Raw genomic sequence first — 17365 nt, forward strand, 5'->3', positions numbered from 1 at the left:
CTCAGATGGACGAACCTCATCAGTAGAATCTTCAACTGGAACAAACGGTGCAGGCATAGGTTGCACAGCAGAAGGGTCCTCCGGAACAGTTGGTACAGAAGGACGTACAGGTTCAACAGGGGCAGAAGGAGGAGAAACAGAATCTGGAGATGAAGGAGATACCGGAATAGAGGGCTCAGATGGACGAACCTCATCAGTAGAATCTTCAACTGGAACAAACGGTGCAGGCATAGGTTGCACAGCAGAAGGGTCCTCCGGAACAGAGAGCTCAGATGGACGAACCTCATCAGTAGAATCTTCAACTGGAACAAACGGTGCAGGCATAGGTTGCACAAAAGAATGGTCCTCCGGAACAGTTGGTACAGAAGGACGTGCAGGTTCAACAGGGGCAGAAGGAGTGGGGACAGAATCTGGAGATGAAGTGTCCTCCGGAACAGAGGGCTCAGATGGACGAACCTCATCAGTAGAAGGAGCCTCTGGAACAAACGGTGCAGGCATAGGTTGCACAAAAGAATGGTCCTCTGGAATAGAGGGCTCAGATGGCAGAACCTCATCAGTAGAAGGAGCCTCTGGAACAATTGGTACAGAAGGACGTACAGGTTCAACAGGGGCAGAAGGAGGAGAAACAGAATCTGGAGATGAAGTGTCCTCCGGAACAGAGAGCTCAGATGGACGAACCTCATCAGTAGAATCTTCAACTGGAACAAACGGTGCAGGCATAGGTTGCACAGCAGAAGGGTCCTCTGGAACAGTTGGTACAAAAGGAACTCTAGGTTCAACAGGCACAGAAGGAGTGGGAACAAAATCTGGAGATGAAGGAGATACCGGAATAGAGGGCTCAGATGGCAGAAGCTCATCAGTAGAAGGAGACTCTGGAACAGTTGGTACAAAAGGAACTCTAGGTTCAACAGGCACAGAAGGAGTGGGAACAGAATCCGTAGGAATAAATGTTTCAGACGGCTCAGATGTTTCAGGCAAAGAAGGTGTAGATGGTATAAGCGGTGGCTTAACAGAAGGAGGTTGTTCAGGCGCAATAGTCTCTGATGGCCGTTCAGAAGGTATAGTTTCTTCTTCAGATTTAGGTGGTAAAACTGTGGACGTAGGCTTAATAGACGGAACTGAAATAGATTCAGAAGGATCTAATTCAGGATTAATGTAAACACTTTCGAGACGAAAATCCCAAAAATCTCCTTCCCCTTCAACCAATCTATTTTCGGGACTTGCTTCTCCAGAAGAAGAACCAGGACCATAAGCACGAAGTTTATATTGATAAGGAAATCCATTTATCGCAACATAATCATTCAAAAGCTTAAAAGTATCTTCCTTTGCTTTTCCAAAAACCTGAATAATCGAAACACTTTGATGACTTCCGTCAATCACGTTTGTATCTGAAGCTTTTTGAAATTTTTCCATTCCAATGAGCGTGGTTCCCAAAACATCACCATAGATTAAAACGCGATCAGTTTTTTGAGGATCAAATGAACCATCATTATTCATAAATGTGCTCATCTTAATCCGAGAATTACCTTCCGCACTGTATACTTTATTGTATACGTCATCCACACCCGCTGTTTTACCAATATCATCTAATGCATAAACATCTTCTTTATTGTATATTTTCTTTCCAATATGCAATGTTTGATAATCTTGAGAGACATATTTCTCAAAAACAAGCGTACTATCAAGGAGACTCAAAGTAGAAAGCGATGAAACCGTAACATCCTTTTCTTCTAAACCTTGATATTTACTTTTAGTAAGATACCATGTTGAACCATTTTTTAACTGTAAATCTACGCGAGACCTATCTTCAATGCGCACTCCCCCTATAAGGGTTGAAGAATATGCTTGAACAAGAAGAGAAGAATCTTTTTCAGTTTTTATTAATAAGTCACCAGAGATTTTTGTATCGTCCAATAGTTCAAGGGTAGCTTTAGCCCCAAAACCATCAGTCCCAGTGCTATAAATGGCGATACCTTCTGGAACTGTAAAGTTTGTCTTTGATAACTGAACAAATGCCTTTCCTATAATGATATTTCTGCCTTGTAACAACATTTCATTAGTTGAATCAGCTATTTTAAACCCTTCCTCTGGTTCTAATCCATAAAAATACAGACCATGTACTCCTTTACCCAGCACAGAAACATTGGATTTGTTAATCTTAATATTTGTCTTCTTAAATTCATCCGATGAACTAAATGCTTTCCACAACAACTTTTCTTTATCATTCACATCAACCGAAGAATTTTTCACCAAAAAACCATGCATATCACTCAGTTCAATAGAACTATTACTCAATTGAACATTACTTCCTTGAGAGACATCGAAAGCTTCTGGTATTTTATCAAAACCTTCCTCATCGACGATAGTAGTTTTTTGTTTTCCTTTACCCTTAATGATAGTACTATCGAAATTATACCCTCCCCCATAAAATGATGAAAATCTACCTTTCCCATTAAATGTAACAGTACTGCCTGACATCCTAATCTTTGCACCAAGTCTACTCACAAACCCGATATCTTGCAGGTTGTCTGGCTCAATCTCAATCTTTACACGCACTAAAGCAATATCCGCTTCTTCACCCAATGCATACATAGCGTGAGAAGTTTCCGTAATTGATCCATCTGTCATGCTAATGACCGCATTTTCAGCATGAAGAGCACGTACATTCTTAAAATTTGAATTTTTTAGATTAAGACGCGCACCATATTTTGCATATGCACCATATGTCAATATTTGACCTGAATCATCGCCATAAACATTTATCTGAGATGCATCAACAACTGTACCTGCTTTTTCTACATATATAGCCTTAATAGGAGCAGAATCAGGAGCATGTTCTTGAGAACTTTTTAAATTATAAGTTTTATTTTCAAGTGTATGTTTTTTACCATCACTGCACGTATAAAAGCTCCCTGTTTCATCACAGGGAGCTGCAAAAGCATGAAAGCCAGCATTAATATTTACAACCCAAAAAAAAGAAAAAGCAACTGTTGTAAAAGTCAACCTATAATTTTTAAATATATTAACCATAACTCTTTTGCAAATCCTTCTCCCCCGCTTTATTTAAAAGTGAATGAGATCTGAAATAATGTTAAGTTAAACATATGAATAGTTTTAAGTATAACAAATAAATACTTGCTTTGCAATTCATAAAATACTATATATTTATGTAAATGTTATTCTATATTTCAGAATATACATAAAAGCGTAGTGTAAACCGCATGAAAAATCATCTCTGAAAAACCAGTTTTACTAAGACGATGCTGATAGGTTAAATCTCCGTGCAATAAAAAATTTGAAGATAACTGAGCATTACCCCCCATTCCAGCTTCTAGAGAAGAACCAAAACCCCCTAATTGGAATTCATCTCCAAACTGTACACGTTGTTTTCCTCCAAAACTCATGGCAAGATGAAACTTGCCATTGAAAGAAACAACAAGAGCCTCTTCAGAAGCAGCAAGCGTCTTTCTTAAAGACCCGCCAACACGCATCACCCACAAATCAAGTTTTTCTATTTCAATATCAAACGCCTGATCAAACCGCACATTTTGATAAACAACCTAAACCTGCGGTATCAAAATAACCCCTTTATGTCCTGTCATAAATGACTTACCCGCAATCAATAAAGCACTCAAAGGTGTTCCCTTCAATGTTGTTGTCTTGCCTCTTGCTTGCGTGAGAACATTCCCTTTAAATAAACCATAGGAAAAAAGACCCTCGATATAAAAGCCTGTATCATACTGCATGCTGCCATATGTGTAATAGACCATTTATCAAATGTACTTTTTTGTTTTCTTCAACATCTTGAGGTTGTAGAGAATTTTTTCCATCATTCCCCATTATTCCAAAGCTTAAAGTGTGATGTGTATCCTCAATCGCATTGAGCAAAACACTTGCCTCTATAGCGTTATAATTCAAATTTCTACCATAACCATATTCAAGCGCAGACAGATCAGAAACATAACGATAACTTCCACCGTAACCTCGCGCAAAAAGAGCAGGATTTTTTACCTTTTTCTCCCAAAGTCCCAGCAGCAATACGCAATGTTTCCAGCTGTTTATTGTGATTGTTCATATCCATCAAACCAACCTGAAACAAGCATGAGGCATCGATAGATATGCTGAAACTTGTGGGACAACAGCTTTAACGCCCTCTTCAGGGTAAAGAACAGAAGCATCATGATCAGCTAAAACATTATTATGATGAGTATGAGTACTTAAAGAATGAGACACATCATTTTCCAACCGCATATGATGCAGATGAGAAAGTTTCTGAACATATTCAGCTTCAAGTCGGAAATCCCAAAAATCTCCATTATACTCAATATTTTTCTCTTTAACGGATCCATCCCCACCTTTACCTGTCTATGAGAAAAATTGGGACCATAAGCACGAACACTATATCGATAAGGCGCTCCTCTTAGAGCAACATAATCTGTTGTTAATTTAAAGGAATCATCCGCAGCCTTTCCATAAACCTGAACAATTGAAACACTGAGGCTGTCTTTTTTATCGTCTTTTTGCTTACCTTTGCTCTGGTTCTTTATTTTTTTTGAAGCCACTGTAACATCGACAATATGCACCTTACTTTTTCCATAAACATCACCATAGATAAGAAGTTTATCAGCTTTTATTCCCTTGCTTTTACCATTTGCAGTAAGATATGCATTAACATATAAGCGTGCGTCCTCTCCTACAACGTAAGCATGATCTAAACCATAATCATCATCCAATCTCCTAACACGAAGTGTCTGATAAAAATCATTTCTTGGTTTCTGAAAGAAAATAAAACTATCAATAAGCCTTACAAAGAAAACAGATGAACCTACACAATATGGAGCTTTTTTATGATTATTTTCAAGCGCATTTTTATTTGCTCTTACAGTCCATAGAGATTGATTGAACAACTCAACACTATCATAAAAACCTTTCTCAACATGTGCCCTTCCTGCAAGAAAAGACGCATAGGCATCAAGAACGATAAATGAATTATTTTTGACATCTAATAACCGATCAGCAAAAAATACGCGAACCCCTCTAATATCGTAATATAAGGATACCTCCTAGCATCGTTACTATAAATAGCCGTACCATTGGGAACATAAAGAGCAGTTTTTTTAAATCGAACTTCGCCTAAACTTGTAAGAAGCACTCCCTCTTGATATTCGTGTTGCGAAGTACTTCCTCTAAAATGCAAACTATGAACCCTTTGTCCCTGAAGAATGATCTCTGAGTTTTCAAAAGAAACCAAAGACATAGAACTATCTCGAAACTCAAATGACCTTTCCTTAAAAACCGGTTTTGCACTTTCAATCGCTATGTCATGAACATCAGAAACCTGAATCTTACTTCATCAAAGAAAAAAACCGCTCTGCTTCACACCAAACACAGATTGAGATAACTTGGCATTTCTACCACTTTTCTTTTCGCTATTTCCTATAATAGAACTCTTTTTAAAAGAAGTTTTATCGTCTTTTGACACAACCACTGCTGATGTAATCTTCTCAGATCTATTTAATTCTAAAATTCCACCAATTCCTGAAACGCCTTTTCCCCTTTACTTTTTTCTGGCTTAATAACTATGTTATGAGATTGTATTGTAAAAATAACACCTGTAGTCCTTCCTATCCAATCCACTCATATATAACTTATTACGACTTCCAAAAGTACAAGCAGCACCAACTGTATCACACGAATACGATTTAAAAAGAGAATTACATGAGGGTTTATAACCTTCTGCACTCACATCTATATTGTGCGCGAAGAAAAAATAGAGGTCGTAAGAAAACACACACATGGCGTTTTAATACTTTAATCATAATTTAGTCTAAACTTTCTTTATTTTATCTTCATAAAAAATCGAAAAGACACCTCTGGTTCATCTACTTATTATTCTTATTATGTGCCGTCATAATAAGTTGTTTTGTATTATACATAAAGTCAAAAATCAGAAAATAACACTATAAAACCATGCTTTATACTTATATTTTCCACAAAGGATATATTAAAGGAAAATACAATTAAAAGTGATAGCTTAATCCACCAGAAAAATGCGTTCCAGAAAATCCGGCATTCGTAAATTTATGCTGATAAATCAGGTCGCTATGAAAAATAATTTTTGGAGATAATTGCGAAAAAACACCAAATCCAGCTTCTAAAGAAGACCCAAAGGAACCAAGCTGGAAGGCATCTTTAAAATATACAAATTGTTTATCATCAAAACTACGAATGAAATGAAGCTTACCATAGAATGAAAGAACATGTGCATCTTTAGTAAATGTAAGTGTCTTCGTTAAATACCCACCAATACGCATCCCCCAATGATCTGGGCTTCGCATATCAATATTAAAATTATCAATATCACGAGTCTTATGAAACTGGAGATTTTGATAAACAAACTGAACTTGTGGTTCAAAAATAAAATATCGGCTGCCGATCATAAACGTTTTACCAGCAGTTAAGGAAACACTCAGCGGCTTACCTCTCAATGTAGCTGTTTTACCTCGCTCAAGTGTGAGAACATTTCCATTAAACAAACCATAAGAAAAGAGACCATCCATATAAAGACCCGTATCATGCTGCATGCTTCCATATGCCGTGATTGTCCATTTATCAAATATACTTTCTTGACTTTGTTTAACCTTTCGAGGCTGCAAAGAAAGCTTGCCATAATTCCCCATAACCCCAAAAGATGTCGTACTGTATGCACTTTCGATTTTCTTGAGTAAAATATTTGCCTCTAGTGCATTATAATCAAGCTCACCGCCATAATCACCATATTTAAGTACAGATAAATTTGAAGTATAACGATGATGTCCACCGTAACCGCGTAAAAACAAAGCGGGATTTCCATCATTTTTCAATAACCGACCAGAAACAGTTCGCAGCGATTGCAACTGCTTGTTTTGATTACTGATATCCATCAATCCAGCATAAAATAAGGTATTTGGCACAAGAATATAAGTCAGAACCTGGGGAACAACGACTCTCACATTTGGCTCAAAATGAGAAGAAGGCTCAAAAACAGATGCCGGAACAGAAAAACTAGACGCAGGTGGTGCAACAACAGAAGGAGCGGGTGAAACATGCGGCGGAACAAGTGAACCAGATGCAGGTGGTGCAACTGGATTAGATTCAGCAATAGCGGGAATAACAGGTGCAAGAGAGGAAGGAGGATTGGGGATCTCAAGCACCAAAACATCAGATACATTAGGTGTAGTCGTAAGATGGAAATCCCGATCAGGAGAATCTACAGGAGAAGAAAGACTTGGCTCCTGAGGTTTTTGCTGAGAGTTAGAATCAATAGAACCATCCTCTCCTCCAATAATATTAGGATGAATTTTAGGAAAAGAAGGAATATCATCAGAAGAAGGAGGGACAACCAAATCAAGAACGGGAAAAACTTTAGTGGGATCAAGAGAGGAAGAATCAACAAATTGACTTTCGAGGCGGAAATCCCAAAATGTTCCAGAGTTTTTAAGCACTCTTTGATTTGAATCTGCTGCCCCTAAAGTAGAGCCTGTACCATAACTCTTAAGATGATACTGATAGGGGGAGGCTTCAAGTGTGACATATCCCCCCTTTAACTGAAAAGAATCTTCAGCAGCTTGTCCATAAACCTGAATAATGGAAATCCCCTGATTATTACCACCATCTCCCGTCAATGCCCCTGAGCTTCCAGGAACACTATACACATGGACTGTCGTCTTTCCTTCAAGATCACCATTGATTAAAAGCCGGTCAGTTTTTTGCTCTTGCAGAGCTCCCCCTTTATCCAAATATGCATTAAGATAAAGAAGCGCATCGCCTTGTGCACGGTAAACAATCCCCGATCCTTTTCCGATAAGAAGTGTCTGATAACCATCAGTCGTTTTGGATTTTAGTTCTTCAAAAATAAGAGAACTATCCATAAGATTGACCGATGAAATGAAGGAATAGTCCCCTAAATTAGAACCAGACGCATCAGAATTTTGCAATTTGTCATATTTTGGTCGCGATAAAATCCATTTTGAACCATTTTTTAACTCTATCTTAGCCGTAGAACTTCCATCAACATGTGCGCCTCCTACAAGGGTAGAAGCATTAGCCTCAATCTTTACATTGGAATGCTCAACAGCTTTCAGGAGTGAATCTCCAGAAACTGTTGAATGTTGTGAGAGTTTAATAAAACTTTCGAATTGGCGGCTATAAATAGCCGTACTTTCTGGAGCCATAACGGTTGTCTTTGTCAAATAGACAGTCCCTTTTCCAGGCATAATTGTTTTTTTATCATTTAAGACAGCTTCCCAAAAAAAGCGCATGCCATTAAATGCATTCCCTCTCACAAAAACATTGGAATATTTGATATGAGCAGTATTATTATCATTCCCCTCCAAGGCAATACCATGCGCTCTAATGACATTAACGTTTCCCTTCTGGAAATTAAGAGAGCCTTTCCCCTGCAGCATACTAAAAGCAGAAGCTTCACGATGATTACCTGTATTTGTCCCCTGTTTTCCCCTCCCTGTAATAGAAACACCATCTAAATTAATTTCTCCTTCTCCTCCTGTTTGAACACCAATACCACTGGTAAAATCAATTTTTCCTTCTTTCATATAAATTTTTGCATCATTATGACTCAAAAGACCTATCGCATCAGAAGATGTCTTAATCTCTGTCTTGGTCAAAGAAACAAACGACCCTTTACCCGCAACACTGATCCCCATTCTGGTTGCTTTAATCACCCCATCCTGCATCTCAAAAGCCCCCTCCTCATTAACATCGCCCCCTATCGACACGTTATTTAACATGGAATCAAATAGAGCAACGCCTCCCCCATTTGAGGACTTTACAGCTGTTGTCCAAGCGTTTGTTTCTGAATGTCCATGTGCATTCGAAACACCGTTAATGATTATAGCCTCTCCCTCAATGACTGTATCTTTCCCTGATGCCTCTATGGCAGTATCAGAACTTTCACCCGTAAGTTGATAAGTTTTCTTGGAAATTTCATGCGTTTTACCATCATTACAGCGATAAAATGAAGCACTTTCGTTACATGAATATTGCTTCTTCTCAGAAGAAGTCTCACCTGCATCAGTATTGTATACAAAGAAAAAAATAACCGTTGTAAAATGACATAAAGAGAGATGATTTTTAAACATAATTTTCTACAAACTTTCTTCCCCTTCCCTAAAAACAAAAAAAACGCGTTCTGTTTAATAACTTTGGTTACGCGTAATAATTTAAAATACGTTTTGTATTTTATATATCGACCACATGTTTTATGTAAAGCCAGAATCTCAAAATATCACAATTTAAAATTGTATTATTTATAAATACGCGTAAAAATATAAATAGAAATAAAAATTCTACCCCAAAGCGATGGTTTCAAGAGAATTTAATAAAAATACACTCAAAGAAGAAAAACAGCATAAAAAGCGAAAACTGCAAACCAGAAAGCCTTATCTTGTTTCTAAAAAGGAACAAACTCGCTCATGCAAAAAAAACATTTTTTTAAAAAGCTTATTTAAAAAGTTGCAAACAAATAATAAAAAGCCACAAGCTATGCTTGTGGCTTTTTAAACAACTTACCCCAAGATGATCACCTAAAAACGATAGCGCAATCCACCAGAAAAACTGATTCCAGAAAAACCACCTTTGCTCAACTTATGCTGATAAACCAAATCACCATGAAGCACAAATTTTTGAGACAAGCGAGCATTAAGACCTAATCCAGCCTCTAGAGAAGAACCAAAAGCCCCTAATTGGAAAGAATCTTTAAAGCGCACAGCTCTTTCTTTGCCAAAATCATGGGCAAAATGAATCTTTCCATAGAAAGAAACATCACGATCTTTTTCAGACGCAGTCAGAGTCTTCATCAAACGACCACCCACACGCACCATCAATTGATCAAGTTTATCCATCTCAATATTAAAATTATCAATATCGCGGGCCTCATTAAATTGAAGATGTTGATAAACAACCTGAACCTGTGGATCAAAAACAACACCTTCATATCCTGTGGTAATTTTCTGACCACTCATCAAGGAAACACTTAAAGGGTTACCCTTCAATGTTGCAGTCTTACCCCGTGCAGTTGTCAGAACATCTCCCTTAAACAGACCATAGGATAAAAGACCATCAACATAGAATCCTGCATCATGCTGCATACTGCCATAGACTGTAGCAGTCCATTTATCAAATGTACTTTTTTGGCTTTGTGCAACATCTCGAGGCTGTAGAGAAAGCTTTCCATAAGAGCCCATAACCCCAAAGGATATAGCACTGTCAACATTTTCAATTTTTTGTAGCAAAACACCTGTCTCTAGCGCATAGTACCCTAGATCTCCCCCATAACCATATTTAAGCGCAGATAAATCTGAGACATAACGATAACTTCCACCATAGCCACGCAAAAATGAAGCAGAATTTTCACGAATTTCCAACATTCCACTAGGATGAGTCCGTACTATCTCCAACTGCTTGTTTTGATTGCTGATATCCATTAAACCAGCATGGAATAAACTATTTGGCAAAAGCAGATAAGTTGGTACCTGAGGAACAACAGATCTCACACCTCGTCCAGATGGGAAAACATTTTCAATCTTAGAAAGACTATCCGCAAAAGACGCCGGAACAACATCACCAGAAGACGCCGGAACAACATCCGCAGAAGACACCGAAACAACATCACCAGAAGACACCGGAACAACATCCTCAGAAGATGCTGGAACAACATCCTCAGAAGATGCTGGAACAATATCCTCAGAAGATGCTGGAACAACATCCTCAAAAGAAGCATACGCAGGAAGTGTACGTTTAGAAACCATAGGAGTTGCTCTATAATCAGCAGATGTTTGAACATATTCATTTTCTAAACGAAAATTCCAAAATGCTCCTCCGTTCAAAGCAAATCTCTGTTTAACATGCTCCTCCCCTCTAGTAGCACTTGGGCCATAAGACCGAAGAACATATTTATAAGGCGCGCCATCCAATGCAACATACTGCCCATTCAGTTGAAAAGAGTCATACGATGCATCTCCATAAACTTGAATAATTGAAACACTATGCGCTTTTTCGTTTTTTTCTTCTACACCTCCCGCAACCCCTTGTATATGGACTATAGTTTTTCCCAAAACATCTCCATGAATGAGGAGCCGATCCGTTACTTGATTACCACTTGTATCACTAGGATTTAAACATGCATTCAAATGAATCCAAGCGCCACTCAAACCCTTATAAACATGACCTGTTCCTTTTCCAATATAAAGCGTTTGATATGCATTATCAGTACTGGACTTTGTTTTTTTAAAAATAATAGAACTATTAGAAAGACTTACTGATGAAATAAACGCAACACCTCTATAATTAGGATCTTCTAATTTTTTATGTCTTGGTTGCAATAAAACCCACTGTGAATTATTTTTCAAGTCAAGATCAACTGTAGAACTATTATCAACCTGAGTTTGACCGACAAGTGCAGAAGCATCAGCAACAACCTTTATGGAAGAGTTACTATCAACCTTCAGCAACAAATCTCCAAAAAGCTTTGTTTCCTTTAAAGATATATAAGACTTTCTAGATTTACTGCTGTAAAGAGCTATACTATCTGGAACTACAAAATGCGTCTTTTTCAAATCAACACGCGATAATTTTCCCTTTGAAGAGCCCTCTGATACAGCCTCACCTTCAAAGTGCACACCATAAAATGTATGACCCTTCACTGTAATATTGGAATCTCCAATATCAACCTGAGGGTCTTCATTTCCCTGCAATAAAAGCCCATGAGCATCAGTAACATCAATAGAACCTTTCACAAACAGAATATAACCATCTTTAAATACATGAAAGGCAGCATTATCACTCTGACGACCTACATCCAGCCCCTGCCCCCCCTTGCCAGTACTACCTTTTCCGGTAATAGAGACACCCTCTAAAATAAAATATCCTTTTTTTCCTGCTTTAACCCCAACACTCCCTAAGCTAATTTTCGTATTCGTTAAATCAACTCTACTTTGAGATTTTCCTCCAGCAACAGCCCCCACTTTGATTGCATCAATTGATCCACCAGACATTACGATGTGTCCACCTTGAGCTTCCACCCCCACTAAAACACCACTCAACGTGGAATCGCTCAGAAAGACGCCCGCTTCTTCTGATGCCTTTACTCCATATTTCCAAAAATTGTTTTCCGAGTTATTCTTTTCATCCAAAATACCCTTAACAGTTATATTCTTGCCACGAATAATTGTATTTTCCTTAGACACCTCCATGGCTCCATGAACACCATTAACATTTTTATCCGTCAAAGAATAAACTTTATTATTAATTTCATGATTTCCACCATCATCACACTGATAAAATACTGCATTCTGATCACATGAAGATTGCTTTTTTCCAGAGGAAACTTGAGCTGCAGCATTGTGTGCAAAAACATCAACATTGTGTGTCAAAAATAGGATTGCCGTTGTAAAAGTATATAAGGAGAAACGATTTTTAAATAGATTGACCATAATTACACCATAATTCTGCCCCATTATAGAGCAATACATAACGTATTAAAAACTTAACCAGAAAATTTAATACGTTTTGGTTTAAAGATGGAGAACCTATTAATATTTTTTGTGTTTTATGTAAATATGAAATTAAAAAATTACTCGAAAATACAATCTAAATCTGTTGCTTTTACAAATAATTTGCAAAATATAACTGAAAAACGACAGAAAAATCACCTTTAAAGTTGTTATTCAAAAACACCCTTAATCAGTTAACATGCATTAAAAACACCTACTTAACTGCTGTCTAATCACCCCCCAGAGCTGACATAATCAACATCCTCACGATAGATCTTATATTGAAACAATATGTACTTTGTAAGCAGACAAAACATATGCCAAAATTGAGAAACAAGAGTTTACATATGCATTTTTAGGCAATATTCATGGCAAGATAGCCTAATTAAAGGGTAAGAACATGTAAAAATCAGTTCCGATTTTACTATCTCCTTTTAATTCAACTTTACAACAGTCGAAAGCATTCAGAGCCGTACTTTTAAAAAATGAAGATGACACATGACTTCATCCTGTTATTTATCGAATTCCTTTGAAGAAAACATATTTTCCAAAACAATATATCATTGTGTTTCTCATTCACCAATTTTCTCAGATATATCTCATTATTTCCATCCCCATTTCACAACGACAGCGGATATAATATAAAGTTCATCGGATACAGCCCTCATTGCGCCTGAGTAGCATTTTTGTCTTTGCCAATTTCTAATATTGTAAATCCTCTCCTCTTAACATAATTCCCAAAATTATATTGACCCTTTCTTAAATGATTATCCACTTGCCAATCTTACATATAATAGACAAAGGAATGCTTTTTATGGATTCATCATAAGAGCATTGAAAATATTTCAGCGCCCTAAATTAAAAAATATCTTTATAAATCAAAATATTATAAATAATATAATAATCACTCTGAAATACGCGTTTTGAAACAATAACGTACAAACTCTTCAGACTTTTCAAAAAAAAATGAAAGAAGTCCAACCTAAAAGCATATTAAAGATATGCAAAGTCACACTCTCGTAAAAATGCTATAACACAAGATGAATAGATAATGAGAAAAAGCCACAAGTACAACTTGTGGCTTTTTGAAAGATTAATCAAAAACAGGAACAACACTAGAAATGATAACGCAATCCACCTGAAAAACTCGTTCCAGAAAAACCAGCTTTCGTTAGTTTGTGCTGATAAACCAAATCGCCGTAAAGCGCAAATTTTTGAGACAATTGGGCATTAAAACCTAACCCAGTTTCTAATGAAGAACCAAAAGCACCTAGCTGAAAAGCATCTTTAAAATGCACAAATTGTTTTCCTTCAAAACCATGAGCAAGATGAAGCTTGCCATAGAAAGAAATAACTTGAGCCTCATCAGTAGCGACCAGCCTCTTTGTTAAACGCCCCCCAACACGCCCTATCCATTGATGAAGCTTTCCTAAATCAATATCAAAGCCGTCCACATCACGCACCTTATTAAATTGAAGATATTGATAAACAACCTGAACTTGAGGATCAAAAACAAAACCGTCCTCTCCTACCATAAATGTTTTACCAGCAGTCAATGAAGCACTTAAAGGATTTCCCTTTAATGTTGCCGTCTTGCCCCGTGCGGTTGTTAGAACATCACCCTTAAAAAACCCATAAGACACAAGACCATCAACGTAAAAACCCGCATCATGCTGCATACCACCATATGCTGTAACTGACCATTTATCAAATGTACTTTTTTGACTCTGCTCAACATTCAAAGGTTGCAAAGAAAATCTCTCGTAAGCCCCGATAATTCCAAAAGAAGTGGAACCATACGTATTTTCGATTGCTTTCAGCAAAACACCAGCCTCTAGTGCATTATAATCAAACTCGCCGCCATAACCATATTCAAGCGCAGAAAGATTTGAAGTATAACGATGATTGCCGCCATAACCGCTCACAAAAAAGAAAGGATTTTCACGACTTTCTAATAAGCCCCCAGAAGCAATTCGCAAAGCTTCTAATCGCTTATTTTGATTGTTAACATTCATCAAACCAATATGACGTAAGGCATTAGGTAAAAGGAGATAAGTCGGAACCTGCGGAACAACAGCCTTAACGCCCGGCTTAGGACGAGGATGAGGCTCCGGAGCTGGTTCTGGAAAAGGTTCTGGTCCTGGAATTGGGTCAGGATCTGGTTTAGGTTTAACATCAGAATCTATCGATCTACTTTCAAGGCGGAAATCCCAAAAATCTCCGTTCCCTTCAACTAATCTTTGATCCATGTTTGCTTTTCCCAAATGAGACCCTGGACCATAACTATAAAGCTTATACTGATAAGGCAATTTATCTAATGCTACATAACCACCTTCCAACTGAAAAGAATCTTGCTTTGCTTCTCCAGAAACCTGAATGATTGAAATACCTTCAGCATTCCCCCCCTTTCCCGTATATCCTCCTGGACTTCCTGCAACTCCATGCACTTGGAGCTTTGTTTTTCCCGAAACATCACCATGAATTAAAACACGATCAGTCTTTTGATGATCAAGAGCACCACCACTATTCAGGTATGTATTAAGAGAAATAGAGGCACCGCCCTGTGCTTTATAAACTTCACCCTTTCCCTTTCCCACACGAAGGGTTTGATAATCATCAACAGAAGAAGATTCGTGTCTTTTAAAATTAATAGAGCTCTCATCCATAAGACTCACGAGTGAAATAGAAGAATCATGTGCAGCCTCGTGTTGATCTTTTTGCAACGGTTGTTGTAAAATCCATTGAGAATGACCTCCCAAATAAAGCTCAGCATTAGAATTTTTATCAACGTGTGTGCGACCCTCAAGAGTAGAAGCATCCGCCAAAACTGTTATAGAAGCACCTTCCTCAGCTTTTAATAAAAAATTCCCTGAACGAAGAGTGCTGTGTACCAACCCCACCGCACCAGAAATCATGTTTTTACCATAAAGAGCCGCATCGTCTAAAACAGAAAACTCTGTTTTATCCAAATTAACAACTTCTAATCGTGGTGGAACTTTTTCTTCCTCTGATGAAATTTCTTCTTTTTTATCCCCACCTTCATTCCATGGCTTCTCTCCCCGAAAATAGATACCATAAGATCCCTTACCATTTACGGTAACAGAAGAGGATTTCATATTAACTTCAGTCACAGGAATCTTTGAATCAGAATCCTCATTTGATAAATCTTTAACTTCCTGACGAGGAATAGAATTGACTATATTTTCTAATAATATGCCATGGACATCCATAGCACGAATAGTAGTACCCTCTAAATTAACAGCCCCCCCTAAATCCATATGCACAACCGCACGATCCTTACCTTTATCACCCTTCCCAGTAATTTTAACATTCTCGAGATTTACTTTTCCACCTAACATCGAAGAAATCCCATGGCTGTTCATAAAATCAACTGATCCACCTGACATCCAAATTTCTGAATGATCATAACTTAAAAGACTTGCATTCCCATTAGCTGTCTTAATTTCTGTATCTTCTAAAAGAACAAACGATTTCTCTGTTGCATCAACACCCTCATGACTTGCCTTAATCTTTCCATTTTTTACCTCAATCACGCCATCACTCGCACGAAGGGCTATAACTGTATTTTTGATAATCGGATCTTTCAAAACAATCTTACCGTTCTCTAATACATGTACCCCCATTAGAAAAGTTTTATCAGCAACTTGACTACTAACCGTTACATCCTCTCCGCGAACTTCTGTACCTATTCCTTTCACCGTTATAGCAGTAGGATTTTCAGGATAATTGGAAGCGTTCTCATTCGTAATCTTATAAGATTTATTATCAATTTTAGGCTTCCCTTTAGACTCCCCGCAATTATCGCATATATAATACAACCCATTATAGTAATAAAACCCACGCTTTATACCTCTTTCATCAAAGCCTGCATCTTTAACAGAGTTATCTATATGACCATTATTCGATCCCTCCATTCCACTCAACCCACGATAATCACTTCCCCCACGAATACCCTCATCGTTATTGCCAACAGGAATCATATTAGGAGGATAATAATTCTGCCCACTCTCTCCACTAAGGGGAGGCTTATACGCATTACTCCCACTAAGATGAGGACCAGAAGTAACACTAATACCGTTAATCGGAGTAACAGTTATAACATAAGGTTTACCGACCTCCTCTGTAGCGGCATACACTTCTCTTCCATTTTGAAGCAAAGAGAGGATAGCGGTTGTACAAGCACATAAACATACATGATTTCTAAAAACTTTAATCATAGTTCCCTCGAAACTTTCCTTCCCCTCTCATTAAAAACAAAAGCACTTACAAAACACCCCATTGCACACCTCAAAAATACGAAAAGTGTAACAAAAGAACATGCCTCATGCTCATCTGAACTGTGCAATGAATTATCCCAATAAATTTGGCAAAAGCTCTACGCCAAAACCACCTATAAGAGAATAGTTACAAAACACACTTTATGAGTGTATAATGCATTCTGTATTTCGTGTAAAGAAAAAATAAAACCAGTGCGTGCAATTAATTAAAAACACAATCAAACCTTGTGAACTTTAAAAATTAATCCACAAGGAGATGGATGAAACAATGATTTAAATCAGTAGAAAACAAACGCTCAAAAACGAGCTTTAGAAAACATCAAATATTATATTAGATAATATCAATACAGTACCAAAAAGGATAACGTAACGCATACCGGTCTGCTGAACGCTTTAAAAGCCGATAAAAGCGAAGCACTCTATCGCATCAGTAGTAGCATAAATTTTAAGAAAATTCGCTTTAGCGGAGAAAAGTACTCTCATGCATAAAACAAACTATGTCTTTTTTGCTTAATA

The 17365-nt window shown here is 37.5% G+C and carries 10 protein-coding genes; 1 reads left to right on the top strand and 9 read right to left on the bottom strand.

Annotated elements, in window-relative coordinates; all coding sequences use genetic code 11:
• The 7 genes from ACFILN_RS03410 to ACFILN_RS03440 form a co-directional block, all read right to left on the bottom strand.
• On the bottom strand, positions 1–3030 hold a 3030-nt coding region (locus ACFILN_RS03410; RefSeq protein ID WP_375670853.1), incomplete at its 3' end, for an autotransporter outer membrane beta-barrel domain-containing protein.
• Between the two features lie 158 nt (positions 3031–3188).
• On the bottom strand, positions 3189–3545 hold the full coding sequence (locus ACFILN_RS03415) for a hypothetical protein (RefSeq protein WP_375658071.1): 357 nt from the start codon (positions 3543–3545) through the stop codon (positions 3189–3191).
• 15 nt (positions 3546–3560) lie between these two features.
• A complete protein-coding gene (locus ACFILN_RS03420) occupies positions 3561–3746 on the bottom strand; it encodes a hypothetical protein (RefSeq protein ID WP_375631529.1) in 186 nt (61 codons plus the stop codon).
• A complete protein-coding gene (locus ACFILN_RS03425; protein ID WP_375658072.1) occupies positions 3736–4038 on the bottom strand; it encodes a hypothetical protein in 303 nt (100 codons plus the stop codon). Before ACFILN_RS03425 ends, ACFILN_RS03420 begins: the two co-directional genes overlap by 11 nt.
• A gap of 42 nt (positions 4039–4080) precedes the next feature.
• Positions 4081–4233: a hypothetical protein gene (locus ACFILN_RS03430; protein WP_375643614.1), complete on the bottom strand. Its 153-nt coding sequence runs from the start codon at positions 4231–4233 to the stop codon at positions 4081–4083.
• Positions 4218–4907, bottom strand: a complete 690-nt coding sequence (locus ACFILN_RS03435) for a hypothetical protein (protein WP_375658073.1) — start codon at positions 4905–4907, stop codon at positions 4218–4220. The genes ACFILN_RS03430 and ACFILN_RS03435 overlap by 16 nt, the downstream gene beginning before the upstream one ends.
• A 1113-nt stretch (positions 4908–6020) precedes the next feature.
• Positions 6021–9140 (bottom strand): autotransporter outer membrane beta-barrel domain-containing protein, encoded by a 3120-nt coding sequence (locus tag ACFILN_RS03440; protein WP_375670855.1) that lies wholly within the window; start codon positions 9138–9140, stop codon positions 6021–6023.
• Between the two features lie 220 nt (positions 9141–9360).
• On the opposite strand from ACFILN_RS03440, the gene ACFILN_RS03445 reads away from it, so the two are divergent.
• Entirely contained in the window at positions 9361–9561 is a 201-nt protein-coding gene (locus tag ACFILN_RS03445; RefSeq protein ID WP_375658075.1) for a hypothetical protein, read from the top strand.
• Positions 9562–9584: 23 nt separating this feature from the next.
• On the opposite strand, the gene ACFILN_RS03450 is transcribed toward ACFILN_RS03445, so the two are convergent.
• Together ACFILN_RS03450 and ACFILN_RS03455 are read right to left on the bottom strand one after the other, a co-directional pair.
• Positions 9585–12491: an autotransporter outer membrane beta-barrel domain-containing protein gene (locus tag ACFILN_RS03450; protein WP_375670857.1), complete on the bottom strand. Its 2907-nt coding sequence runs from the start codon at positions 12489–12491 to the stop codon at positions 9585–9587.
• A gap of 1175 nt (positions 12492–13666) precedes the next feature.
• Positions 13667–16789 (bottom strand): autotransporter outer membrane beta-barrel domain-containing protein, encoded by a 3123-nt coding sequence (locus tag ACFILN_RS03455; protein WP_375670859.1) that lies wholly within the window; start codon positions 16787–16789, stop codon positions 13667–13669.
• Positions 16790–17365: the final 576 nt, after the last annotated feature.

This window comes from Bartonella sp. CL434QHHD (assembly GCF_042195145.1).
In the GTDB taxonomy this organism is placed as follows: domain Bacteria; phylum Pseudomonadota; class Alphaproteobacteria; order Rhizobiales; family Rhizobiaceae; genus Bartonella.

What these genes read in the sequence shown, in the direction of transcription:
- ACFILN_RS03420 (WP_375631529.1), bottom strand. Translation starts at nt 3,746, where the DNA reads ATGCAGTATGATACAGGCTTTTATATCGAGGGTCTTTTTTCCTATGGT.
- ACFILN_RS03440 (WP_375670855.1), bottom strand. Translation starts at nt 9,140, where the DNA reads ATGTTTAAAAATCATCTCTCTTTATGTCATTTTACAACGGTTATTTTT.
- ACFILN_RS03445 (WP_375658075.1), top strand. Translation starts at nt 9,361, where the DNA reads ATGGTTTCAAGAGAATTTAATAAAAATACACTCAAAGAAGAAAAACAG.
- ACFILN_RS03450 (WP_375670857.1), bottom strand. Translation starts at nt 12,491, where the DNA reads ATGGTCAATCTATTTAAAAATCGTTTCTCCTTATATACTTTTACAACG.
- ACFILN_RS03455 (WP_375670859.1), bottom strand. Translation starts at nt 16,789, where the DNA reads ATGATTAAAGTTTTTAGAAATCATGTATGTTTATGTGCTTGTACAACC.